Origin of the sequence: Methanothrix sp. (genome assembly GCA_029907715.1) — an archaeon.
GTDB lineage: Archaea > Halobacteriota > Methanosarcinia > Methanotrichales > Methanotrichaceae > Methanothrix_B.
The window spans coordinates 51630-76842 of record JARYLI010000007.1 but is presented as its reverse complement, the minus strand read 5'-3'; the positions used below and the strand labels follow the sequence as shown (position 1 = coordinate 76842).

Genomic DNA, 25213 nt, shown 5'->3' with positions numbered 1-25213 from the left:
AATTCCGGATATTGCAGACCGAAAGACATCCGTGGCTGGCGCAGGGCTGGGGAGAACTCCAGTCCTCAGACCGGAGTTGTCGACGCGAAGGGACTCACCGCCACGCGCTCCTCCCGGTCGAGCATCAGTATTATCCCTGATCCCATAAGGCACATCATGCTTGTGAAGACGAAGGTTGCAGTGAACCCGAGCATGCTGGCTATGGCCGCACCGACCGCTGCTGTGAACGCTGTCCCGAGCCCTGTTGATGTGGAGTAGAGAGACCACTCAAACCCCTCGTTGCCCTTCTCAACATTTGCGCTCCACAGGGCTATCCACGCCGGATATGCAAGACCGCTTCCGATGCCGTTGATGATCTCCGCAACATACACCTGGTATATGCTGTCAATGAATATGTACATGACAGGCACACATGCCACAATTGATGTGCCTATGAGAAGCCATCTGCTCTTGTTCTTCACTCTGTCGATGTACATTCCGAAAGGCAGCTGGACCAGTGATTTTGTGACCAGGAAGAGCGTGCTCGCTATTCCCGCGGACAGAACGCTGCCACCCGCAACTCCATCGTTTATGAATATCGCCAGTATGGGCTGTATCAGCCCGAGCCCTGTGAGCACGAGGATATCCGATAGCATCAGCAGCTTTGTAGTGCGATTCACAGCCAGTCACCTCCTTGTATTTAATTAATATTATTAATATGAAATTCGATAATTGCATGCAAAGCTGAGTGGGGAGCTCAAAGAAGGGCGCCGCTATATCCTCGGACGTATTCTGGTGTACACATTCACCATTACAGTTGAGGCTAGCGACATAATTGATCGTTTGTCTTTTCGAAGTAATAGTATATATACTTTTCTATCAGCGTGCCCCACTGCTGCTAATAATCTGCAGGATAACTGAATCATTTACATTCAAATGGTTGCTGCTGTCAATGTAAAAAATAAACATTTGGTCTGTACACATCTGACACTCTCAGAGCTCCAGCCGGAGGCACAATCTATCGCAGAGGACATATCATTTCTGGCGGGTGCGCTGGCGGTTGCCAGAAGCACCGCGTACCAGCTGATCCATCCGCTTTCTCCTCCCCGCGATCCTGTAAGCGACGGTTATCCGCAGTGGGTCTGCTCCCTTCCGGGCCTGAACCGGTGCCTGCAGTTAGGGCCAGCGAGCCCGCCCTCCGGCTGACCCCCTGGCCGATGCCGTCCCTACAGAACGGAGAATCATTGTACGCAGATGGGCCGAATACACGGCGCATAAAGTCGCCCACCAGCTTCGTCCCCCGCATATCGGCGATTTCGGGTTACAGGTGACGCCGAACCACCCGGACTAACCCGCCACAATCTATTAAGATATTGGGAGCAATAAAGCTATCGCAGAGGTATGCAGAATGGATGAGCTGATGGGATTCGTTCTGGGAAACAGCCAGAGGGAGCGCGTGATACAGGTTCTTGGATCGAAGGGCCCGATGAGCGCCGAGAAGATCGCAAAGATCGAGAGGATAACGCCGCCTGCTATAAAAAAGGTGCTTCAGGATCTGGGCGAGAGGGGACTGATCGAGGAGTCTGATGGCACTTGGCGCCTTACAGAGAAGGGTGTTGAACTCGAAAGGGAGCTCAGGAGAAGATCATAGCGGAGGCTGTGACATGGATGTGATCGAGGCCATAAGAAAGAGGAGGAGCATAAGGAAGTATCAGGAGAGGCCTGTGGAGGAGGAGAAGCTCAACCGCATACTTGAGGCCGGAAGGCTTGCCCCATCTGCAAAGAACCTCCAGGACTGGAAGTTCATAGTTGTGAGGGATCCGGAGAGGCGGAGGAGGCTTGCTGAAGCCGCCAAGAACCAGTGGTTCATCGCGGAGGCACCTGTGGTCATAGCAGCCTGCGGGACTGAGACAAGGTACGTGATGACATGCGGCCAGCACACCTACACCATAGACGTGTCAATCGCACTCGACCACATGACGCTTGAGGCAACAGAGCTCGGCCTCGGGACGTGCTGGATCGGCGCGTTCTACGAGGACAGGGTCAAGAAGATCCTGGAGGTGCCAGAGAACGTCCGCGTCGTCGCGCTCCTTCCTCTTGGATACCCTGCGGAGGACCCGGCGCCAAGGCCGAGAAAGCCCATCGAGGAGATCGTCTGCTACGAGAGATGGTGCTGATTCAGGCGAGATGTGCGATCTTCTCGAGGAACCTCCAGATCAGAATGAGCTGGGCCATCTCGGCCGCATTGACGTGGCAAGCCTGATCCTCATGTATCCCTTCTGCCACAGAGGGCAGATCTCTGCCTAAAAAGTTGCAGAGCTTCCTCTCCAGATCTCTGATCATGGTAAGGGGAAACTCACCATCGAGGGTCATGACCCCCACCTTCTTCCCGTAGTAGTCGTCCCTCTGGAACTCTATCGAGAACTCGCGCTCTGTGAGCCGCATTATCCTGCTCAGGTCTATCGTCAGATCGACCTCGTCCAAGGGCTGATCGAGAATCTGCTGTATGATCCTCACCGAGTACCTCTCACTGCCAGAGCCCCTCGCAATCTCTGTCCATTCCGGAGGGATCCTAGAGTCCTGGATCTTTATCACCATCTCAGCATAGACCTTCTGGACATCCACGTAGAGCTTGTAGTCTGGCTCTCTCTCCAGGATCTCCCTCATAACATCCTCTGGAGCGTAGCCCCGCTCCCCCACATCCCTCCGGAGCTTCCATCTCCTCTTCACAGCCCTGCTGGGATCGACGAAGATCTTGAAGTCCGAGAGATCCCTGAGCTCTTGTGTGTAGAACGGATGGAGGCCCTCGACAATGATCACAGGTGAGGGCTCGAATACGACCGGTCCCCTTATCTCTCCGGTTGCGTGATCATAAACGGGCTTTTCTATCGCAAGCCCCCTCCGGAGCATCTCCAGATGCTCGGCCAGCAGATCGAGCCTGTTCGCCTCCGGTCTCAGCGGCGTTATCCCCAGAGCCTTTCGCTGCCTGCGATCAAGACTGTGATAGTCATCCATGGAGAATGTGCCGACCATATCCTCGCCAAGCATCCGACGGATGCCCCTGGTGAACGTCGTCTTGCCGGATCCACTATCTCCGGCGACCGCAACAACAAACACCCTTCCAGATTCGCGGATCTTCTCAAGAAGTCTCATGGATTCAGGTTCTTCCGGATATACAATAAAATAGCGCCCAGCACGCTTTATCTTACAGACGATCCTAATAGGCGGAGCTCTCGCGCTTCATCATCAGGAGATCTGCGAAGTCCTTCCTGCTATCGATCTTCTCTATCTCCTTCCGGCCTATGACTGCGGTCCTCTCTATCCTATCTATCCTCGTCTCGCCATCGACTATGAGCGCAGAGTGTGTGAGTGTGACGGATGACAGGCTGCTCATGAGCCTCGCACGCTTGATCATGCTTGTGGTGAGTCTGCTCACACCCGTGAGTACCACCATCTCATCATCTCTCGTTATTGCGTTGAAGGGGGCCTGAGATATAGGAAATACACGAAGCCCGAGCTCCACAAGTCTGCGTAGAATGCTGTCCTTCACCTCTGCGTTGGCCTCCTCCACGAAACGCTGCCTGAAGATATCCACGGCCTGGATCAGCTCCTCATCGAAGATCTCCTCGAGCTTCAGCGCTATATCTATCGATGTATCCATCGACTCGCTCTCGTACTTGCTCACAGTGCGCCTCGAAACGCCGAGCTCTGCTGCCAGCTCGCCGATCGATATCCCGCGCTCCATCCTCAGCTTCCGGAGCATCTCCCCATCGATTTTAACATAAAGACCGCCATGTGCCGCGTAGACGAGAGGGGGGATGCCTCCCAGCAGGTAGTCTGCAAGCGTCGGCAGGCTCACCGTCGGAACCCCATACCTGAAGTAGACCGCACCCCGCTCGAGCATCTGATCTCTGGTCTTCTCACCCACAATCAGCGGCTGCCCTAGCAGATGGCCTGCAAGTCTGGTGATCTCGCGGGCTGTGCGCTCGTTCAGCCCGTCGATGTTCGAGAGTATCTTGAGCAGCAGGAGCAGCTCCTCTCGCCTGGCTGCAAGATCAAAGCTCCTTGGCCTGATGTCGCACATGGACGAGACCAGGAAGCCCGCCTCTCTCAGCACGTTTATCACGCCGCGAGTCAGAAGCTCCTTCTCCATCGCTGTATTAAATCCGAAGAGCAGCTATTTAAATCTTGAGCCGGCCTGTCCTGTGCCCACAGTACGGCTTTTAAACGCATTCAGAGGAGACAGCCCAATCCGGTCACTCATAAAATTGAAATAACTTGTTCCCTTCCGGTTATCAGCATGACAGATAAAGCTGAGGTTGCTCTTGCTTATTCCGGCGGGCTTGACACATCTGTTTGCATTCCGCTTCTGCGTGAGCGTTACGGCATGAGGCGCGTTGTCACGGTTCTTGTTGATGTGGGCCAGCCCCCAGAGGACATCGAACGCGGAAACAGGCGGGCTGAGAAGCTGAGCGACGAACACTATGTCATAGACGCAAAGGATGAGTTCGTCAGAGACTACATTTTCCCGCTCATCAAGGCCAATGGCTCCTACGAGGGATATGTCCTCGGAACCGCCATAGCGAGGCCTCTGATAGCCAGGAAGGTCGTCGATGTTGCAAGAAAGCTGGGAATAAACGCACTGGCACACGGATGCACAGGAAGGGGTAACGACCAGCTCAGGTTCGAGGCAGTCTTCAGGGCCACCGGAATGAGGGTCATTGCGCCCATGAGGGACCTGGACCTCTCAAGGGAGTGGGAGATCGACTATGCGAGGGAGCACGGCATAGACGTCCAGGCATCGAAAGATCGCCCATGGTCCATCGACGAGAACCTGTGGTCGAGATCCATCGAGGGAGGGATGCTCGAGGACCCGCTCTTCGAGCCGCCCGAGGAGATCTACGCCTGGACCAGAACACCAGACGGAAGCGTGCCGCCGGAGATTGTAGAGATCGAGTTCGAGCGCGGCGTGCCTGTGGCGCTCAATGGCGAGCGGCTCGGCGGGGTCGAGCTGATCAGGCGGTTGAATCTCATTGCAGGAAGGCATGGAATAGGACGCACAGACATGATAGAGGATCGCGTGCTGGGGCTCAAGGCCAGAGAGAACTACGAGCATCCTGCTGCGACCGTTCTCCTGAGGGCCCACAGGGATCTTGAGCAGCTTGTGCTCTCCCGAGCAGAGCTCAGGTTCAAGGCCGGCGTCGATGAGGCATGGGCCGAGATGGCCTACATGGGACTGGTGGACGATCCGCTTTTCGCAGACCTGAATGCGTTCATCGACCAGGCCAGCTCCAGGGTCAATGGAGTCGTTCGCATGAAGCTATTCTGTGGCAATGCGATGCCTGTGGGCAGGAGATCCCCCGACGCGCTCTACTCCCAGGAGATGGTATCGTTCGACTCACAGATGCTGAGCCAGCGGGATGCCGAGGGCTTCGCAAAGTATCACGGCTTCCAGGCCAGGCTGCTCAGGAAGAGATCTGGCTGAGTTCTTGTCAAGAAGCACAGGGCAAGCAGCAGGCTGCTGAGTGTGAAATCGCCTCAGCAGCCTGTGAAGCTGCTGCAGCTTCAGGTCACTGTGCTGAGGAAAATATGCCCGCCCAAAAAACATAAAGATACAGAGTGCCACGTTTTCGTATGGGTCATCTTAAATCCGCACCGGCAATCTCCGTGCAGTGTTCCTGTCGGCACCCAGCATCTTTCATAGTTTTGGGACAGTTTCTCAGAGATCTATCTCCTCGATATCATCGTTCTCCAGATCTATGAGGCTGCTTATGCGCTTCGATCCCGTTTGTTTCCTTCTGCCTGGCTGTGGCCTGGTGTATGCATCAGGCTCGCGTGATCCGGTTCCGGCATCTGCATCGTAAGCTGCCTTTCCGCTAACCTGGAGATCCTGAATCTCCTCCAAGCCGCTGGGGGTCCCCGTATCCGCACGCACCTCAGGCACAGCACTCGCCCCGGCGGGCGTGCTCTCTTCAACTTCCTGCTCATTTCTGATGGCCCGCAGGGCTGTGAGTACCATCTGCCTGTACTCCTCAATGTTCGTGGAGTAATGACCCATGGCCTTCCTGCAATCCTCGACCGTCGTTGCCTCCGGATGGTACATGGTTCCGGGCTGGAAGTCTGTGCTCTGAGGCACATCTATGCTGCGCATGAGCTCCAGCCTTTCGAGTGTCCTGCGCGCCGCTTCTATGATCCACTTGTTACGGGTATCGAGATCCACCTTCTGTATAGCCTCCGCCCTTATCGACGTTATCTTCTTCCCATCCTCAGTCTCATAAACAGATGGCTTGCCGACGACCGCAACGAATGCCGGGATCTCGATCTCAGCAAGCGCTCTGGATGCCTCGGGCTGGTACTGTCCAGCGTATATCAGAATGCTGCCTGTCGGGTCCGCCAGCCTCCCACGCCAGTATTCGACCTCCTCGCCGATGTCGTCCCTCTCTATCAGCGTCCCGACAACAAAAACCCGGTTGCATCTGGCGCCTGTTGGTGTCAGGAGATACTGTGGAGCATACTGCGAGTCATCTCCCTCCCGGAAGGAGAGATCCGACCTTTTAAGTTCAGCCAGAAACACCCTCCTTGCGACCTCTCTGGAGTACATCATAGTCCCTCCGCCCTGCTCACAAGCTGGGACATCTCTTCCTCACTGAAAGCCATCTCCTTTATGCTGTCCACCAGAAGGTACCTGTCCCTCACCGGCCCGGTGACCTCGAAGTACTTTCCTATCAGCTTCTCCTCGATGAGCGCTAGGACAACCTCATGATCAAGCGCCTCCATGGCCATCTCCTTCGCCTGCTCCATTGTGAGGCCGATGAGCTCCTCAACACGCTCGCGGTTTATCAGGATGTCCTGGACCATGAGCCCGTCATCTATTGCAGCCTTGACCCTGAGATCGTAAACACCCTCGACCTTTCCGTGCTCTGCGCATATGCCCTTCGAGAGGGGGCGCCTACATGTAGGGCATCTCTTGATGAGACCGGAGCCCTTCTGTATATCGACTATGGCGCCTGAGATCCTTCTGTTCAGCGATACCTCGATCGGCTCTTCGGTCTCCTCTATGACAGTGCTTCTGTTTATCTTGACGCTGAACCTGCCCTGGAACTCGTCTGTAACAAGATTCCTAAGAAGATAGCTCCTTCCCTCGACGAGATCGGGCTGCCCGGACTTCGCCCACTTGACAAACCTCACGACTCCGGTCTCATCTCCGAGAAGACCCTGCTGCTGGATAGAGTCGCTTGAGGGCTCCCAGAGCTGGACGACCTTGGCCCTGAGGTTGATCCACTGCCCCGGCCCGCTGATGTCCACGACCCTGTAATCTGCAGAGCTCTGTGGAAGCACAGCAGATTCTATATCCCTCTCGAGCTCTGTGATCTCAGTGTTTCTGTTTATCTTGACGCTGAACCTGCCCTGGAACTCGTCTGTAACAAGATTCCTAAGAAGATAGCTCCTTCCCTCGACGAGATCGGGCTGCCCAGACTTCGCCCACTTGACAAACCGTATGTTTCCCGTATCGTCACCAAGGATCCCTGCCTGGGATATCGCCGGACTGGGGGAATCAAACAGGCTCAGGACCTTCGCCTCCAGGTCCACCCACCTTCCAGGCTCGCGGATCTGGTTTATCTTCACCTGCTCGCTCTTTCTGGAGGGGAGCGCGATGCCCTTCTCCTTCAGGTAGTAGTTGAGAACACTTCTCTGCGCCTCCCGGGGAGGGACCTGAAACTTATCGACAAGAAGGCGGTATCTCTTCTCCACATCCCCGGTGCTGACATCGATCCCAAGCTCGCTGAGCCTGGATACGATCTGTTCAATATCTTTCATTCAACCAGCCTCTGGTTTTCTTTGAGAGGTGGTATGAAATGAGACCGCATCATAAATAAACTCATGCCATCCACGGCGAAAGTAATATCCAGATAGGGCGTAAAGCGTTTTGCAGATGACAAAAAGTCATGAGCGTAAAGCAATGCGGAAAGATTATAACGTCATACCACCACTCACTCTAAGATGCCCAGATGCAGGAGGCTACTGGCGATAGCTCTGATGCTGATGGTTCTCGGTATCGCAGAGTCGCAGCCGATGATTCGTATAGGATCCAAGACTGATCCCGAGGCTCATCTCTTCACCTACGATCAGAAGTTCAGGGAGAGCACGCGCTTTATGAACTACAATCTGAGCATGGTCGGTGAGAAGGAGTTCGAGGACTGCAGCAGGCTTTCATCGCGCATGGATCTCAGGATGTTTCCCAGCTGGACCGAGCTGGTCATAAACGCGAACTTCAGCGGCATAGGCAGGATGGGCTATGTTGTGTACGATGAGGAGCGCGAGCAGCCAAGGGAGGAGCAGTCGACGATCACCCACATGTTCATAGGAAACTTCAGCATGGACGAGCGGCTGCTGGTTGCGAAGAACCACGCTGTTGAGTCCGGATACCTGCCTCCTGTGTAGATCTGAGAGAGCGTGGTGAACACCGGAGGTAATCATGAACCACACGCCCGCATTCAAGCGCTCCGGTTCCTATTAAGCTGCTCCCCAACGATTCTGTCAATTATCGAGAGAAACTCATCCCTGCTCTGTGGTGGTATCGTTGCGCCGGCTGCGATGGTGTGGCCTCCTCCGACGCCGCCAACCTCACCGGCTGATGCAGATACCGCACGCGAGAGATCCAGGCCCGCTCTCACAAGATCCTGCGTCCCCCGCGCCGAGACCTTGAGCATGCCATCAGGAGCAGATGCAAATGCCAGAATGGGCTTTGATCTGTCTGCCATCTGAAATACCATCCCAGCCACGATTCCCACTATGGTATCGAGTATATCCTCACCCGCATCGAAGTACTGTATGTTCGATAGCTGTATCAGACCGCGCTCCTTCACCAGCTTTATGCCGTTCAGAAGGTTCTGCCTGTGCTGGCTCAGAAGAAGCCTAGCATCCTCCAGCGCCCCATCCCTGTCGCCAAGGCAGACATCCAGGCCGGTCCGCGAGTGGCCGTACCTCGCTGTTGCGTTCAGGAGCGTGGAGAACTCGCTCGCATCCCTGAGCTCCGTGCCCTCCCTCTCCCTTGTGAGCGTGTAGACCTCTCCGACGAGACGCTCAAGCCTGAAGCCTGGAATTCCAGAACGCAGACCATGACGGATCAGTGCAGACACAATTCTGGCGCGCTCATCCTGGTCCAGATCTATCCACCTTCTCCATCGCTCTCCTCCGAGCCGTATGCCGATCTCTTTTAGGAAGGAGATGCACGCCTCCTCATCTCCTGAGAGCCCTGGAATGTACGGATCTGTTGAATACTCAAGCATCTTGAAGACAGGACGTGTCTGTTTGCCGAAGAGTTTGATATCAGGGCCGAAGGAGAGTACGCCCGCCCTCGATCCGGTCTCTATTATCCTGCGGTTGAGGCCAACGAGCCTGCCCGATGAAAGGTCCTGGAGATCGCCGACAGCGCCGACGACCGCGAGCGCAGAGAGGTCCTCATTCTTCCCAAGGGCATTCGCGAGAAGGAATGCAGTCCCGCTGCCGCTTATCTGGGTCGCGCCATCCCCACCAACCAGATGCGGATTGATGTGGACTATCCCCCCGCAGCGTTCAGTGCTGCCGGGGCGGTGGTGGTCCGCGATAACAGCTTTGATGCCGAGAGCTGAGATCTCCCGGATCATGCCGCTTCCCAGGTCTGTAAATACCACCAGATCTGAGCCCACATCTGCGATGCTCTCAAGTTCGTTTTTGGTAAGCTGCTTGAAGAAGAGTGGCGTGTGATCTATGCCCCTTCTTGAGAGGGCTGTGCATATCACTCCAGCTGCTGTCAGACCATCAGCATCGATATGCGATACAACCAGGACATCACCTGATCTGGAGATTGCCTCCGCACCATACTCAGCCAGCTTCTTCAGAGATGCACAGATGTTCTCTATGTTCACCGACCCCTTTCGAGAGATGATCACACAACTTTTAAGCCTTCTGCGAGAGGGGGAGCCGTGCTCCTGAATGAGCGTGCGTATCAGACTCGAATTGTATACCTGCACAACTGATGTCAGCAGCGGAACATGCTCAATACGTTGAGGTAAATTGCCCTATGGGAGATTTCTGGATGAACGATTATTGCTCCATAACAAAATGTTTTAACCATTGCGTTGATCTATCCAGACTATGGGTAGAAAGAGAGTTCATGAAGTGAGTTTGAAAGAAGGCGAACGAGATGAGCTTGAGAGTTTCATCAGGAAGGGTAAAGCCTCAGCGAGGAGTCTGACGCGTGCGAGGATACTGCTTCTTGCGGATGAGGGCAGGAGTGACAAAGAGATAGTAGATGTGCTGAAGGTTTGCAGGGGTACGGTGCGTAATACACGTGACAGGTACTGGAAGGGTGGTCTTGATTGCGCGCTGAATGAGCAGCCGCGGAGTGGAGCACCACCCAAGATAGATGGGCGGGTTGAAGCTGAGCTGACGCTTCTTGCGTGCTCCGATCCACCAGACGGCAGATCGAGATGGACTGTCATGCTTCTCAGAGATAAGCTTGTTGAGATGGGCGTTGTGGATTCGATATCTCATATGACAGTGTACAGGACATTGAAAAAAAAGAGCTCAAGCCGTGGCTCGAGAAGAGGTGGTGTATAGGTAACATCACGGGCGACTTCATATGGCATATGGAGGACGTGCTGGATGTTTACGAGCAGCCCTATGACCCGAAGCGTCCTGTGATCTGTTTTGACGAAAGACCATGTCAGCTGTTAGGCGATACGATAGTCCCGATACCCATGAAGCCAGGCAGCCCGAGGAAGGAACATTACGAGTACGAGCGCAACGGCACTTGCTGCGTATTCATGGCGTTTGAACCTCTTGCTGGCAGAAGGATTGTCTCTGTCAGGGAACGTCGAACAAAGATCGATTATGCAGAGTTCATGGTGGATCTCGCGAATCAGTATCCGGATGCAGAGAAGATCATCGTCGTCCAGGACAACCTCAATACTCACACCATGGGCTCATTCTATGATGCAATGCCTCCAGATGACGCTTTCAAGCTCGCAAAACAGTTTGAGTTCCATTACACTCCAAAAAAGGGTAGCTGGCTCAACATGGCTGAGATAGAGCTCTCGGCATTATCAAAACAGTGCCTCGACCGGAGAATACCTGACATCAACAAACTGAGAGACGAAATCAATATCTGGCAACAGGAACGAAATGCAATCCGCGCAACTGTACGGTGGAAGTTCAGCAAAGATAACGCCAGAGCAAAACTCAAACGACACTACAATACAGTTGAAAATTAATGTTACTGAGCACAATGACCGATGATAGCGACTTCACTTCACCAGTAACTCAAGTACGCTCAAGATATTGAGCAAATACATCTACACCGAGTCTCACTATGCCGAGCGACTTTACATTCTCTTGTAATCCGGGGACTCCTTGAATCGTGTGATCCAGTAATGCACACTTGAGTTACCCACACCAAGAACCGCTGCCGTTCTCCTAACTCTGGATGAGACCACGCAGGTCGCTATCGCGAAAAGCTTAACTTCTAAAGGTACCTTATTTCTGCTGAAGAGAGGTTAGCTGGATAACGCAGAAATCAGAGTGCTTGATGTCATCTGGCATCACCCCTCTAAATTTCAGCGAACCAATTTTATGATCAGTTCTGGTTTTTATCTTATTCAGACAGGTCCTTCGATACGGCCGTTAATAATATATATTATCAACTGAAAGCATATACTAAATCATGCAAAGATTTGCATGATTATGAAGCTGAGCGTGGGAAAATGCATAAAAAGCTGTTTTTGTCGATTTGCCTGTGTATGCTTCTTTTGTTATCAACTGCTTTCGGGGCAGATGTTAAGGTAACGCAGGCAAAAGAGGTAATAAAGCCGTCTGACACTGCTATATTTCAGGCACAGAAACCGGATCTTGTGGTGAAGTCTGTAAGGGTAACAAGCGATCCAGTGATATTCTACGGTGGTAAAATAGTGCTTATACCGCTGGAGATAACCATTGCCAATCTTGGTGCCGCTACCAACCAGGATTTCAATGTGGGAGCTGAGGGATGGGCTCTGGATGGAAACGTATACGGCTTTGATTTCGCAGCGCCCGGAACCGAGACCATGCCAGAGCGTGGAGGAGTCCTGGTTCATGGCATGCAAAGCGGCACAAGAGTCAGTGCAGAAAGAAGCTACACAGGGTTGTTGTTGCTCGGGCCCAATCCAATCAACGCGTCTCCACAGCCCGGGACGCGCTGGAGGATTAAGGCCATGGTGGACTACAATCTGGATCCAGATGCTTTCGGTTACGAGTGGGGCGTGAACGAGGCAAATGAGACAAACAATGAAATGGAGATAATCTATCCCCCCACGCCCTCGATCGCTACTGTGACGCAAGGTGGAATGTCTGTTATCGGCATGCTGAATAAAACATAATGAAATTTTAATTTTTATTTGAAATATACTTCTTTTCTATTGACATGTACGAACATGGCTCAAGTTTCTCCACATCCAAAGGCTGTGAGCCCAGACTTCTGGCTTCAGCCCTTAGTCCGAACAGGTCCCTCTGAGACACCACCAGATTTTAATAGCAAATCCTACGGATATACATTGGATTTTATGGAGGTACCTGCAAAAAGATGAGCTCAGAGATGTGCACGGTCTGCGGTCTTCCCAAGGAGCTCTGCATATGTGAAGAGGTGGCCAAGGAGCAGCAGAGGATCGTCGTCAAAATCCATAAAAGAAGATACGGCAAGGAGGTCACAGCCATTCAGGGCATAGATCCACATGAGATCGATCTGCAGGATCTCTGCACCTATCTCAAGTCAAAGCTTGCCTGTGGTGGGACTGTGAAGGACGGCGTCATCGAGCTCCAGGGCAATCACATCAGCAGGATCAAAGACCTGCTAATTAAAAAAGGGTTCAGCGCCAGTCAGATAAGCCTTTGAGAGCGATTCGGCGAAGCCTGCATTCGACGCCTAGCTTTGCATGCAGATCTTTGCGGTCTGATGCACGGCATCTCTTTTTGGTTACGGACTGAGAATGCGCCCGCATCCCCCTGATCCGGGGGTCTCAAACCCGAGTTCCCCATTTTTCAGGCATATAGAGTCAGAACATGGCGATTCGTGATGCCCATCAGGCTTCGATCAATTTCGGGTTAAACCTGGAATGGTAGCCCAGTTTTAGACGTCTCAATGCCCGAATGATGAAGCTATGGCTCAAACCACAAGTGCAGCAGATTTGAGCTCTCAGCGCTGACGCTCATGGTTCAGCCCGCCCGACTATTGTAAACCGAAATTGAGATAAATGTTTACAATACGTCTGTATGTATGCGCGAGAGCTACCTGGTTCTGATTCCCCTATTTCTGTATCTCCTGGCAACTGCATCCCTGGGGCATATTGTCAGAAGCGGTCGATCCTGGAACGATTTCTTCCTTGCAGGCAGAAGTCTGGGCACGCTTCAACTCACAGGATCGCTGGTTGCAACGATACTGGGAGCATCATCCACGATCGGCCTTGTCGGCCTGGGTTACTCCAGGGGCCTTCCCGGGGCATGGTGGCTGCTCTCCGGCGCTGTGGGGCTTCTCATTCTCTCAAAGATTGCTCACGCGGTGCGAGGAACCGGAGCGCGCACGCTGCCCGACCTGATAGGAAATTTTTATGGCCCCTCTGCTAAAAAATCTGCCTCCGCCCTCATCCTGATCGCCTGGCTGGGAGTGATCGCCGCCCAGATCGTCGCTGCCGGGAGAATCATGGGCGCGCTGTTCGGATACGACTGGGCATGGATGTCAGCCACAGCGTTCGTGCTGGTGGCGTACACGGCGCACGGCGGACAGCGTGCGGTGGTGAGAACAGACCTGCTGCAGCTCTGCATGATAGTTGCAGGATTGATACTGATGCTGGCGATCTGCCTGGGATCCGTGCCTGAAGCTCTGAACGACCTGGATTTTCCGACATCTGAGCAGATGGGCCTGCAGGATGTGGTATCCATGGTTGTTGTGGTTGGATCGATGTACCTCATCGGTCCCGATGTGTACTCGAGAGTCCTCTCTGCAAGGAACCCCGAGTCTGCCAGGGTCTCAGCGATGCTCTCAGCGATTATCATCATACCGCTTGCATTCGCCATCACATCGATCGGGATCTTCGCGCGGCATCTTCTCCCAGAGATAAGACCGGAGGATGCGCTGCCACTGCTCATGACCGATGTAATTCCCAACTGGGCCGCTGGAGTGACTGCGGCTGCGTTTCTGGCGGCTGCGATGTCATCCGCCGACACATCTCTACTCACCGCGTCCTCCATACTCACCCTTGATCTCGGCCTGGGATCGGGAGTCAGAGCGCGTGGGATGGCTGCGCTCTTTGTAGGCTCATGCTCCCTGATGCTGGCGATAAGCAGGCCCGGCATCATCTCAACGCTGATGCTTGCCTACACTGTATTCACAGGCGCCTTTCTGGTTCCGGTGCTCGCAGGTTTCCACAGGGAGAGGCTCGGACTGACCCAAAACTCTGCAACCGTGGGCATACTGTGTGGTGGAATCACATCGCTGATGCTCGGAGGGGTTTTCCCCCTCTCCGGAATATGCGCATCCGCTTTTGCAATGGTGATCGTCAGCGCTGTCGAGAAAAGGAGGATCAGATAGGCAGCAGCCGAATCTCCGATCGACTTCAAGCGACCTCGTCTCATACGGATCCATTCGAGACCTGCTGCCTGGAAGGCGAGTTCAAATTGAGACGGATCTGGATCCTAAAACAGCTCCTCATCCTGCGTGTAGCTCTTTCCGAGTCTAAGCGCTATCTCGGCCTTCTCGAGCTCCCTGCCGAGGTACGCAGCATGATCCAGTCTGCTCACCAGGTTGAGATCAATCGCTGTGTCCAGTATCTCCCTGGCCGTCCTGCCCTTTATCACCACGCGATCATGCACGGCCACAATCTCATCTCCGCACAGCCCTATCCTGAAGGAGCCAGCAGGATCGACAACGAATGTCCTGCTCTGCCTTGCCATCCTCGCCTCCAGATTGGCTGGAGGCACAAACTCTGGCCGCGGACGCTTCTCCTTCAGGATGAGAAGATCCCTCCCCAGATCCTTTGGGGGGCTCCGTCTCTCGCGAGCAAGCGCCATCATCTCCGCAGCCCTCCTGAGCTCCCTGACGCTACCTCGCGCCTTCCGGCTGTACTCAGGGGTGAATAGAATGGATGCGCCTATCTCCTCTCCGATGGCTGCCAGTATCGCGTTAGCTCCGTGACTGTCAGCATCTATGAGCTCTGTCACATTCCCCACACCCAGAAAGAGAGGCATGTCCGGGTGAGCTCTTCTGAAATCAATGTATCTCGCTATCGAGTCCGCGAGGCCGCCAAGCGGTGGCGAGAGCACAGGATCTGCGATCACAGTGAGCCCGAGCTTGAGCGCAGCGCTGATGTTGCTCTCCAGCGTCGTCTCAGGACCGGGTATCACGACAGCCGGAACATCCTTCTCCAGAAGGGCATCAGCCACAGCGTGCATGTTGCTGCCATTGATGCTCAGAACCAGATCTGCTCCAGCATCAACCCCTGCCAGTATCAGATCCGGACGGAGCGTGTCTATGCTAACGGGCATCTCCGAAACTCTCCTCGCTATTCTCACCGCCCTCCTCACATCATCTGGAAGTGCATCGAGGGGTAGGCCGAGATCGATCATGTCCGCGCCCTGTGACTCATAGTATTTGATCCTGCCCTCCAGAGATCCATTCTCCAGTCGGGTTGCATCCACGATCTCCGCAAGGACCTTCATCCTGCTCCCGCCGCCTATCCCGATGCCGCGAACAACGATGGGTGGGCGTGCGTTCCGCTCGATTCTATTGAGTGTCTCCTCCACATTTTTGGCAAGATGTTCCGCTATGAGCGTACAGGCCGGCGTTCTGCTCGAGAGCTCTATCTCCTCCATGTGATCCAGAATATAGGCTATATCGGCAGCATGCTTCGGGCCGAGCCTGATCTTTGTGCCGAGCTCCTGCTCCACCTCACTGAAATCTGATGTCACAAGGCCTGGAATCATGATGAGGTCGTAGCCGATTGGGGCCGCTCTTCTTACATGCTCCGGGGTTATGAACGCAGCTATATCCAGATCCAAGACGAGAACATCAGCATGCACCCTGGCGGAATCTGCCGCACTTCTCACATCATGCTCTGCCAGCCTGCCCGTCAGAAGCAGCACCTTCATAAATTGACCTCTCATCCACAGCGCTTTCTGCGATCCTCAGGGTGGAGCAGCTGACGGTCTGGGGCCTATGCACGGATCCGAGCGAGCTGCTTACCATGGAAGACCCCGATCACATCATGAGTTCAAAGCCCATTTGGTAGAACCGCCGGATAGGCAAACTCCGGCATTCGAACCGATGCCAACCTGCGACACATCTTTATGCGAGATCACCGATCCGCCGAATCATCGGGATATGCCTTTTTACAAATCGCTGCCCCCACCATCCTATCAGGGATTACTTCCATCCTTTTGGCACGTCTTTTATTAAATGCGCCTTTTTCAGCAGCGCCTCTTTAGATACCACCAGATCTCCTGGCAACGGCGGTTTGTGGCCCGGATCACCTGTATGAGCTTCATCTCGCTATGTATCTCGGCATCTCGTCGACCTCTATGACGAACGGCTCGTAGGGCTCTATTGTGTTTATCCTCCTGACCCTGCCGATGCCGAGGAACTGGAGCTGGGCTCTCGCAGCCTGCGACTCGATCTCCTCGTAGAAGAAGTCGTTCGACTGGATCATCCTGTGAGTCATTATCTGGATCTCGTTGACCCTTGCTATCACCCCGGGCGTGCCGTTTACGATATCCTTCAGGCTGGCCTCTGTCACGAAGATCCTGTCTCCCGGGTTAACACCTCTCAGGGAGAAGAAGTTCAGCGGCGATCTGATCTCGACCGTACGTACGCGATTATTAACCAGGTCCTTTATTACGTTCCTGGAGATTCCGGTTAGCGCTACACAGATCATCAGCATCACCCGTACATCGGGAACTCCTTTGCTGTGGCCTCTTCGGCACTGGTCTTAACCTGTGCTGCAAGCTGCTGCATCTGCATCTCTATCTCTGCGGCTCTCTCGAGCAGCTTTGCCGTGCTGACGTTCAACCCGTATATCCTGTTGAGCGCATCTATGGTTGCTGCAGCCGATCTCGGGTCAGGTTCATCGCTCATGGTCTCCCCAAGCAGGCAGATCGCGGGTATACCCTTCAGTCTGCACTCGTTCATTATGGATCCGGAGATGCCTGCTATCGTCCCGAGCTCGAATATCTCCGTCACCCCTTTGAGCTTATCGAGCAGCTCAGCATGCGATACCGCGCCGAAGACGCGCCTCTGATCCGTCATCAGCGTTATCCCGGCGAGGCACACGATCTCCCGCGTCTTTATGGAGGCTGCCCATCTCACAATCTCCCTGCTCATATCATATGAGGCGAGGGGATGTATCGGTATGTCGGATGTGAGCAGTATCAGATCCAGATCTTCCCGCTCGTAAATCCGGACAGGCATGTTCACGACGCCTCCAAGCAGCACTGCAAGTGGCGGGAAATATCTTGAGGTCATGGCTCCGAGATAGTTCATCTTCAGCTCGTGGATCATGTACTGGCTGGCTATGTTGCCGACCAGCCCGATCCCAGGAAATCCCTCTATCAGAAGCGGGTTCCTGCAGCGCGGTTCCCTCTCCAAGATAACCTGCACGGGATCGTGGTACATGCGTGTATTTGTTGCTCTGATATGAGATAAAATCTTCTGATCCCGGAAGATATGACAGCAGTTATCTGTTACCGAGAGGACCCTCCTATCTTGCTGCCGGTCAATCAGGCCTTCGATCTTGTCTGGAGTTCAGGAAAGCCGATTGCTGGATGCCTCTTTCGGAGCACATGTTACCCATCTCTGAATCGTACTCATGCGTCATCAGTTAAGATCGACATGTGTAGAATTGGACTTAATAGTCATATCTCGCCTCAGTACTGCTATCAGGACTCGAGTCCACAGGCGGTCGATTTTGAATCAAATTCTCCACTATGGGGAGATCTCAATTTGTCAAATTTCATGGTCAATATATTTACATAAAATCCTTAACCGATAACAAATGGAATCGTACTGCTGAACGATTTCATCCATGATAACCTGCCAATAGAAGACAGGTGCTGCTATTCATTCTTGGTGGGTGAATAGGTGCGTTCAGCAACCACTTGCACGGCACACAAGTTGCCAAACACATAGGAGTGAATCCTGATGCCAGCCGGGCTATTTCATGGTAAGCGTTTGAGATGCGGGTCGACTTCGTCCAAGCGAGGCGTCGCAGGATGTTAACCCATCATGTCATGCTTTCATGTGAAAAAGTTGACCTCACCCGTGCAGTTACGGATGAGGGCACCAGGGCACTCATGAATAGAGGCAACACAAGCATATGTACAGCAGAAACATGGACATGCCCAGGATCATGGCTGCGCCGATAATGGCGATCTTCATCACAATCACCTTTTACATGATGCAGTTTTCCAGAGAAACCATTCAGATCAGTCAGCCATGCAGAGCAGAACCCCCACCTGGCCTCCAGCCAATGATTCAGCCTGGACGAAAACAGCTCGAGCTGCCCAATACAAATGCATCCGCTGCATAAGGCATCCGCTGAGAGAAGATTCCATAACCGTTTGCCTCCTTATGTATATCCCCATTCAGAGCTCTCATACAGGAAATCGCATATTCGAGATCCTGCCTGGAGCAAGGTATCTTTTGTAAATTTTTGTGGATAAAGGAGTACGAATCTCAGGTAAGTAATGGCAATAATTATAATAAATAAGGTTCCATGTTATTCATCCTAAACTCCGGCGAATTTATAGTTCGCTCTTATCCGTATGTTAAGTTGCCCAATAGAAGCACTGGGAGAAGCACTGGGCTTGCTATGCATTCCATGTAAATGAATAAGTGCGTTCAGCAACCATATTGCACGATCCGCAAGTTGCCAAACACATAAGAGCGCTACCTTTTTCGGCCACATCTCCTTATTATCTGTCTGACTGAGAGTATCGCAATCACTCCAGCCAGAACCGGTGGGAACGGGCTGCTCCTGCTCGAGGCGCTCTCATTCTGTTCTCTCCTGATGACAGGCTCTGCCTCTATCACACTCTCCCGGAGATCCACCACGGCCCCGCTGCTGTTGAGGAGCAGCACCCTTAGATGGTAGATGCCCGGATCAAGCGTTCTGTTCCAGGAGATCTCCACGGTCTCATCATCGCCCTCAAGAAGCACAGGAGTTCTCTTCTCGACGACCTCGACATCTGTGCCGTTGGTGAGAACGAACCTGAGGCTTCCCCTGAACGGCACCCTTGATATGCCAAGAACCGTCGCAGATGCGCCCATCTCATCCTCATAGGTCTCGGTGATCCTGGCGTTCTCCACAGCGACGAATCTGTTCATGAAGGCGCGCGTCTGGCCTGTGGACTGCTCTACTATCTTAACCCTGCCTGTGTACGTCTCTCCGGCACTCAGCAGCACAGGCCACTTCCACTCTATGAGCGTGGGCACGCCTCTCCCACCTGCGATCTTCACGGATCTATCTCTGTAGATGTAAACAGCCCTGTCTCCCGATATGAGCATGTAATAGATATCAACAATCGCAGGATCCGCTGCGTATATGATCATGTGTATGCCGGAGGAGTCTGCCAGAAAATCCCTGACATCAAATCTCAGAGGTGTCTCTCCTCCGTGGTAGAAGCTGTGGCATCTCCTCTCCAGGACGGTCCCGTCCCTGGTCAGGCTGGCGCATGCCTCATACGCCCCCTCTTCCTGATCGCTCAGGTTCCAGCTGATTATCACGGTGCCGGGCGTATCCACTGGAAGAACATGGCTGCTTAAAACAACACCGGAGCGCATGAGTTCTGCCAGGAGATAACAGCCAGATACATCACCTGATAAACTCACATCGCACGAATCGATATTTGAGTAGATGTCCTCCACATGCTGCGAGATCGCAGGTTCCTGGATGAAGAGCAGAACTGAGAGGAGTGCGAGCAACGATCTCATATCGCAGATCTCCATAGCACCTCTGCTTTATAGCTATCGCACCGGGATGTGCAGATAACTGATGTTTCATGTCTTGTGACTCTGTCGCTGAGAGCAACCGCATGTGGCTGTGCAGGAGCTGTGAAGTGTTGTGTCGAAGAACATCGATTTCGTTGCAGATCGTTCAATGATGCGATCCCACAAACTTTTCCTGAGCGATCTTCCGCCCGAGTTTCCATTTCATAACCATCACAGCCGGAACCGAAGGATTTATTTACCGATAGTGGATCAAGTTGGTTACGTGGGCTCGTGGTCTAGCTGGTTATGACGTCGCCTTGACATGGCGGAGGTCATGCGTTCGAATCGCATCGAGCCCATCGCCCAAGTAGCTCAGTTGGGAGAGCGTCAGACTGAAGATCTGAATGTCCCCGGTTCGAGTCCGGGCTTGGGCATCGCGACCATGATTTTCAGCCTGATTTCTGCCCACGTGGAGGTTGAGTTTGATCACTGTCTCAGTCCTCTCGACTCTCGTCCAAACCGAAGATCTCCACTGGTGGAGCTGTTCCACATGCAGCATCATATCATCGGATAAGTATTTACGATGTGAGCTGCATAAGACAGATGGCCGGCTTATATCATGAGAGGGTGTGGTAGATCGCGATGAGGCTCATGCTATGTGCAATCATGCTGCTTCTCCTCATTCCGTCTGAGGGGCGACTGATAAAGGTTGATGACGATGGAGTCGCGGATTTCGCAAGTATACAGGCGGCTCTTGCCCTGGCAGAGGATGGGGATACGATCGAGGTGCTTAGCGGAGTTTACGCGGAGAGCGTTAACATAACAAAGTCAGTAAGTGTAAGAGGGGTCGACTCCGGGGAGGGCATTCCGGTCCTGGACGGAGGCGGCCTGGATGGTTTTGTGCTCTCCTCAGAGGGTGTCAGTGTAAGCAGATTCATCATAATGAATGCGAGCGGATGGGGAGCAGCTGGTATCAGGGTCCTCTCAGAGGGCGCCATGATATCAGGATGCAACGTGAGCGATTCGTTCGCCGGCATCCTGCTCCTCGGGGGGAATGGATCTGTTGTTGATAGCAACATAACAGAATGCCACTTCGCCGGAATCGTGGCCGCGTCCCCTCATAATACTGTGAGAATGAACCGGGTGTATGAGAACAACAATGCAGGCATACTCCTTCTCAGATCTCGCGGGAATCTCGTGGATGGCAACAATGCGAGCTTCAACCTTGGAAGTGGGATTAAGGCTTACAGATCAGATGATTGCGTTATCAGAAACAACACCGCAGATACGAACGACTACGGCATAGTGCTCTCCGAGTCCCATGGATGTGCTGTTGAGGGCAACATCCTCGAGAACAACGATTACGGTGTATATCCATACCTGTCATCAGAAAACTTGATCTCGAGAAACACCGCAAGGACGAACGACTACGCTGTGTACCTTTACACCGCCTGGAACAACAGCATCACCGGGAATGATCTCAGGATGAATGATGCATATGGAGTGATGATCTACTATTCTGATAACAATACAATATCATCGAACGACCTGAGGTCTAATGATATCGGCGGGCTGAGTGTGAGAGGCTCCAGGAACAACATCATAAGCGGGAATGTTATGGGCGACAGCCCCCATTCGATCCACATGGAGGGCGCAGATCTCAATATCGCAGAAGGAAACCGGATAAGTGGTGGAGAGACGGGAGTCATCCTCGAGAGGTCGATGAACAACAGCATCACCGGCAACACGATCTCTGACGAGCTCACAGGCATACTGATCTCATCGGGCTCCAGGAATCTCGTTGCAGGAAATAACCTCACGGGATGCAGACTTGGCGTTCAGGCAAACGCCTCCAGTGGTAGCATCATATCAGCGAACACCATCGAGGGTGGCGATCTGTGCGTTCATCTCATACGCTCACCCAACTCCAGGCTCGAGGGCAACACCCTCAGGCAGAGCAGCTCAGGCGTGATCGCCGAGATGTCTGATGGCATCCAAGCGATCGAAAACTCGTTCGAGGGGGTGCCACAGGCGATTCTCATCGACAATTCCCCCGGATTCAGGACAGTCAACAGCACCATAACCGGAGCTGACGTTGCGATTCTCGTCAACGCCTCGGAGAGGGGCGCTGTGTATGGCAACACCATGAAGAACGCGGTTGAGGGCATAAGGCTCCATGCTGCATATGATACGGAGATCGCCGGGAATCTCGTCACAGACTCGAAGAGCGGGATTCGCCTGGACGGATCGAATGGGAACAGAATCGAGAGAAATAACGTCTCGAGGTGCAGCAGCGGAATTGTGCTCTCGCGCTCCTGGAAGAACCTTCTGAGGATGAACAGCATATCATACAACACCAACGGCCTGGCGCTGGATGAGGGCATGTATCCCATAGAGTCAAGCGAGAATCAGATATACCTCAACAGCTTCGTTCAGAACAGAAACGATGTCGTTTCATACATCTCAAGCAATTCCTGGAGTTCTCCCACAGCCATTCGGTACGTATATCGCGGCAGGAGCTTCGAGAGCAGGATGGGCAACTACTGGCACGGATTTGAGGGGGATGACAGGAACAGCGATGGGATACTGGACAGAGGCAAGAGTGTTGGCCTGGAGGACGACCCGTATCCACTCGCAGAGCCTCCGGAGAGGTACACACTCCTCGCAGGCATATGATGCACGGACGCAGACCTGGCTGCTCCCTGTGATTATATCGCATGGCTCCGGCGATCCGCTTCCGTGGCTGGGCAGCGTGGAGGGTTGCGGACCAATCAGGAGATGGAAGTCGTAACGAGCCTGTAGAATGTGGCCGCGGTCAGCGCGTCCCCCAGGCCGACGGTCGTAACAGGATCAGAAGCTATGAAAGACGGATGGACGCAGACGCTTGATCCACCTTTTTCTTTGAAAGCACCGAGCCCGGCCTTCGTTCCCCCCAGGCGAAGAACATCCTCCACCGCTTTTCTTCCCGCATCGCTCACGCCAAGCTCCACCTCTCGTTCAATACAACCTGTCGCGGCGAGCCTGCCTGCGATCTCCGCGCCCAGCTCCAGCGCAGCGATCTCTTTTATTGGATCGGGGGAGATGCTCACCGTGAACTCCCGGGTGTGGACACACACCCTTGGAATATCAAACTCATCGTGGATCTGCTCAGCAGCCCCCGCGATCTCCTCACAGTCGTCTCCTGAATTCGTCAGCATCGAGAGCTCATCCTCGTTCATGCCGATGCTATCGACATCCAGGATCCCCAGGAGGGATCTCATGATCTCCGGCCGCTCGAAACTGCCCATCTCAGCGTGGGTGTACCTTGTGGAGATCCATCGGCTCATCGATCCCAGCCGCGCCTCGAATATCTCCCTGTGCATGTCGTGGGGGACGAGATGGAATCCCGAGAGAATCACTCCCATCACATCCGGATCCTGCCTCTCCAGAAACGCTCGAAATGATGGATTGATGTGCATGATTCGATTCATCGGGTCGAACGTCGCGATTATCCTGTTCTCCCTCGGGGCTGTGATTCTTCCCGAAGGGAGATCGACACTCTCACCACCCCTGTACTGGATCACAAAGTGCCTTAGCTCCTGGCCCACCTCTGATGCATGCACGGGATCTGTGAGTGAGACGCCTCCATCCATGACCGGGACCCTGACCGCTGGATGAAAGAGAGATGCCTGGCGTGGGGTCAGTGATGGTACGTTGACGACAGGTTCTGCTCCGAGCGCGGCGAGAACGTTCGCGATGTTTCCTGCGTTCCCTCCCATCCTGATCTCCCAGTTGAAGAGCGATGATATCTCATCAGCGATCCTCTCACTCTCAATGATGATCTCGCCGCCTGTTCCACGGCGCATGTGAGAGAGGATCGAGATAGCGAGAGCATCCAGGGACGTTATCTCTGATGGGATCTCCGGAGATCTGATGTCCGGTGGTGGACAGAGATCCCGAAAGAGCATCTCAATCTCCTTCCCTGTGATGGTGTGAACGCAGTCGATGTTGACGTTGAACGCGCAGAGAACCCTGGGATCAGATCCTGATGAGTCTGTATCTGCTTGTTCCAAGTCCGATCTTCTCCCCATATTCGATCTGATGCAGTGCGTTCGTCGACTCCCAGCACCCCCTGAACTTGTCCTCTCCAGGCTTCCTGTTGCTCTTCAGGTAGCTGTTCTCGATGCCCATCTGCGCATTGACCAGATCATAGCTGGCCATGTCGATTGCAACCGGATCCCTTGACGCGAGAATTCCTATGTCCGGGACCACCGGGGCATCGGACCAGGGGACGCAGTCGCAGTCCGGCGTTATATCGATCAGAAAGTTGAAGAAACCGACGCGTCCGGATTTGCCGAGAACAGCTCCATATGCATACTCAACCATCCTCTCCACGAATGGGGGTATCGCAACAGTCCAGTCGAAGTCCATTGCCCTCTCCAGGCATGCCCTGACGCACTCACCGCAGCCGACACAGACACCGAGATCTATGTATGCTTTCCCGTCAACCACAGAGATTGCAGACCTGGGGCACGCCTTCATGCATCTGCCGCATCCCCTGCATTTCTCTTTATACACCATGGGCTTTGCAGTGTGCTGCTCAGCCTTTCCGATCGGCGGCGCGCACCCCATTCCGAGGTTCTTTATCGCCCCGCCGAAGCCCGCCACCATGTGCGCCTTGAAGTGAGAGAGCACGATCATGCTATCGGCGCTGGCGATATCCCCTGCGATCTTCACAGACCTGAAGTGATTGAGGTTCACATCAACACTGACGTGGTTCTCGCCACGCAGTCCGTCTGCGATTATGACGGGCGCGTCGACGACCGCATATGCGAAGCCATGCCCTATCGCTGTCCGGATGTGGTCCACAGAGTTCCCACGGCCGCCGCTGTACAGCGTGTTAGTGTCCGTCAGAAACGGCCGCGCCCCCTTCTCCTTCACAAGCTTCACGACCTCACGCACGAATACAGGGCTGATGTACGTGTCATTCCCCACCTCGCCGAAGTGGAGCTTTATGGCGGTGAGATCGCCTTTATCGATAATTTTATCGAAGCCTGCAGCGTTGAAGAGCCTTCTGATCTTCTCGAGCTTGTTCTCGCCGTCGCTCCTGGATCTCATGTCCGCAAAGTAAACATCGCTGGTCATGATACTCCCCTTTGTGAATGTGCTGGCCTGCTAATCAGGCTTTCCATGCTCTTATCGGACGTGTCCGAATAAGTATTAGGTGTTTATTATGTGCAAAAGAGGGGACGATCCAGATTTCTGGCC

The 25213-nt window shown here is 53.7% G+C and carries 20 protein-coding genes, 2 tRNA genes, 1 other RNA gene and 1 pseudogene; 11 read left to right on the top strand and 13 right to left on the bottom strand.

Going from position 1 to position 25213, the window contains the following annotated elements:
* Positions 1-65: 65 nt before the first annotated feature.
* Positions 66-659, bottom strand: coding sequence for an MFS transporter (locus QHG98_06165; protein MDH7597305.1), 594 nt, complete (start codon positions 657-659; stop codon positions 66-68).
* A gap of 362 nt (positions 660-1021) precedes the next feature.
* Positions 1022-1337, bottom strand: an RNA gene (gene ffs / locus QHG98_06160) — signal recognition particle sRNA.
* 50 nt (positions 1338-1387) lie between these two features.
* Here ffs and QHG98_06155 point away from each other — a divergent pair.
* Together QHG98_06155 and QHG98_06150 are read left to right on the top strand one after the other, a co-directional pair.
* A complete protein-coding gene (locus QHG98_06155) occupies positions 1388-1630 on the top strand; it encodes a winged helix-turn-helix domain-containing protein (protein MDH7597304.1) in 243 nt (80 codons plus the stop codon).
* 13 nt (positions 1631-1643) lie between these two features.
* Positions 1644-2156, top strand: a complete 513-nt coding sequence (locus QHG98_06150) for a nitroreductase family protein (protein ID MDH7597303.1) — start codon at positions 1644-1646, stop codon at positions 2154-2156.
* A gap of 1 nt (position 2157) precedes the next feature.
* On the opposite strand, the gene QHG98_06145 is transcribed toward QHG98_06150, so the two are convergent.
* Together QHG98_06145 and QHG98_06140 are read right to left on the bottom strand one after the other, a co-directional pair.
* A complete protein-coding gene (locus QHG98_06145) occupies positions 2158-3132 on the bottom strand; it encodes a phosphoribulokinase (GenBank protein ID MDH7597302.1) in 975 nt (324 codons plus the stop codon).
* 64 nt (positions 3133-3196) lie between these two features.
* Positions 3197-4132, bottom strand: coding sequence for a transcriptional regulator (locus QHG98_06140; GenBank protein MDH7597301.1), 936 nt, complete (start codon positions 4130-4132; stop codon positions 3197-3199).
* A 147-nt stretch (positions 4133-4279) separates the two neighbouring features.
* Here QHG98_06140 and QHG98_06135 point away from each other — a divergent pair, with 147 nt between their 5' ends.
* Positions 4280-5464, top strand: coding sequence for an argininosuccinate synthase (locus tag QHG98_06135; protein MDH7597300.1), 1185 nt, complete (start codon positions 4280-4282; stop codon positions 5462-5464).
* A gap of 234 nt (positions 5465-5698) precedes the next feature.
* On the opposite strand, the gene QHG98_06130 is transcribed toward QHG98_06135, so the two are convergent.
* Positions 5699-6580 carry a hypothetical protein gene (locus QHG98_06130; protein ID MDH7597299.1) on the bottom strand — a complete coding sequence of 294 codons (882 nt, stop codon included), beginning with the start codon at positions 6578-6580 and terminating at the stop codon, positions 5699-5701.
* Positions 6580-7797 carry a replication protein A gene (locus QHG98_06125; GenBank protein MDH7597298.1) on the bottom strand — a complete coding sequence of 406 codons (1218 nt, stop codon included), beginning with the start codon at positions 7795-7797 and terminating at the stop codon, positions 6580-6582. Before QHG98_06125 ends, QHG98_06130 begins: the two co-directional genes overlap by 1 nt.
* A 183-nt stretch (positions 7798-7980) precedes the next feature.
* On the opposite strand from QHG98_06125, the gene QHG98_06120 reads away from it, so the two are divergent.
* The gene (locus QHG98_06120) at positions 7981-8421 is read left to right on the top strand and encodes a hypothetical protein (GenBank protein ID MDH7597297.1); all 441 of its coding nucleotides are present in this window, start codon (positions 7981-7983) and stop codon (positions 8419-8421) included.
* A 53-nt stretch (positions 8422-8474) separates the two neighbouring features.
* On the opposite strand, the gene QHG98_06115 is transcribed toward QHG98_06120, so the two are convergent.
* Positions 8475-9911, bottom strand: coding sequence for a DHH family phosphoesterase (locus QHG98_06115; protein MDH7597296.1), 1437 nt, complete (start codon positions 9909-9911; stop codon positions 8475-8477).
* A 205-nt stretch (positions 9912-10116) separates the two neighbouring features.
* Between QHG98_06115 and QHG98_06110 the strand changes: the two are divergent.
* The 4 genes and pseudogenes from QHG98_06110 (at position 10117) to QHG98_06095 (ending at position 14578) form a co-directional block, all read left to right on the top strand.
* A pseudogene (locus QHG98_06110) lies at positions 10117-11234 on the top strand (IS630 family transposase).
* Between the two features lie 525 nt (positions 11235-11759).
* Positions 11760-12374 carry a hypothetical protein gene (locus QHG98_06105; GenBank protein ID MDH7597295.1) on the top strand — a complete coding sequence of 205 codons (615 nt, stop codon included), beginning with the start codon at positions 11760-11762 and terminating at the stop codon, positions 12372-12374.
* 203 nt (positions 12375-12577) lie between these two features.
* Positions 12578-12886: a stress response translation initiation inhibitor YciH gene (yciH, locus tag QHG98_06100; protein ID MDH7597294.1), complete on the top strand. Its 309-nt coding sequence runs from the start codon at positions 12578-12580 to the stop codon at positions 12884-12886.
* Between the two features lie 381 nt (positions 12887-13267).
* A complete protein-coding gene (locus QHG98_06095) occupies positions 13268-14578 on the top strand; it encodes a sodium:solute symporter family protein (GenBank protein ID MDH7597293.1) in 1311 nt (436 codons plus the stop codon).
* Between the two features lie 104 nt (positions 14579-14682).
* On the opposite strand, the gene QHG98_06090 is transcribed toward QHG98_06095, so the two are convergent.
* The 4 genes from QHG98_06090 to QHG98_06075 form a co-directional block, all read right to left on the bottom strand.
* On the bottom strand, positions 14683-16134 hold the full coding sequence (locus tag QHG98_06090; GenBank protein ID MDH7597292.1) for a dihydropteroate synthase-like protein: 1452 nt from the start codon (positions 16132-16134) through the stop codon (positions 14683-14685).
* Between the two features lie 392 nt (positions 16135-16526).
* The gene (locus QHG98_06085; GenBank protein ID MDH7597291.1) at positions 16527-16916 is read right to left on the bottom strand and encodes a DUF473 domain-containing protein; all 390 of its coding nucleotides are present in this window, start codon (positions 16914-16916) and stop codon (positions 16527-16529) included.
* A 5-nt stretch (positions 16917-16921) separates the two neighbouring features.
* Positions 16922-17626, bottom strand: a complete 705-nt coding sequence (locus QHG98_06080) for a proteasome assembly chaperone family protein (GenBank protein MDH7597290.1) — start codon at positions 17624-17626, stop codon at positions 16922-16924.
* Positions 17627-18925: 1299 nt separating this feature from the next.
* A complete protein-coding gene (locus QHG98_06075) occupies positions 18926-19969 on the bottom strand; it encodes a hypothetical protein (GenBank protein ID MDH7597289.1) in 1044 nt (347 codons plus the stop codon).
* Between the two features lie 282 nt (positions 19970-20251).
* Between QHG98_06075 and QHG98_06070 the strand changes: the two genes are divergently transcribed.
* The 3 genes from QHG98_06070 (at position 20252) to QHG98_06060 (ending at position 22642) form a co-directional block, all read left to right on the top strand.
* Positions 20252-20325: transfer RNA gene (locus tag QHG98_06070), tRNA-Val, on the top strand.
* A 2-nt stretch (positions 20326-20327) separates the two neighbouring features.
* Positions 20328-20400, top strand: a tRNA-Phe gene (locus QHG98_06065).
* A gap of 208 nt (positions 20401-20608) precedes the next feature.
* Positions 20609-22642 carry a NosD domain-containing protein gene (locus QHG98_06060; protein MDH7597288.1) on the top strand — a complete coding sequence of 678 codons (2034 nt, stop codon included), beginning with the start codon at positions 20609-20611 and terminating at the stop codon, positions 22640-22642.
* Positions 22643-22737: 95 nt separating this feature from the next.
* Here the strand turns inward: QHG98_06060 and QHG98_06055 are convergent, their stop codons facing one another.
* Both QHG98_06055 and QHG98_06050 read right to left on the bottom strand, forming a co-directional pair.
* Positions 22738-24018: an ADP-dependent glucokinase/phosphofructokinase gene (locus QHG98_06055; protein MDH7597287.1), complete on the bottom strand. Its 1281-nt coding sequence runs from the start codon at positions 24016-24018 to the stop codon at positions 22738-22740.
* Positions 23984-25090, bottom strand: a complete 1107-nt coding sequence (locus tag QHG98_06050) for a DUF362 domain-containing protein (GenBank protein MDH7597286.1) — start codon at positions 25088-25090, stop codon at positions 23984-23986. Before QHG98_06050 ends, QHG98_06055 begins: the two co-directional genes overlap by 35 nt.
* Between the last annotated feature and the right edge of the window lie 123 nt (positions 25091-25213).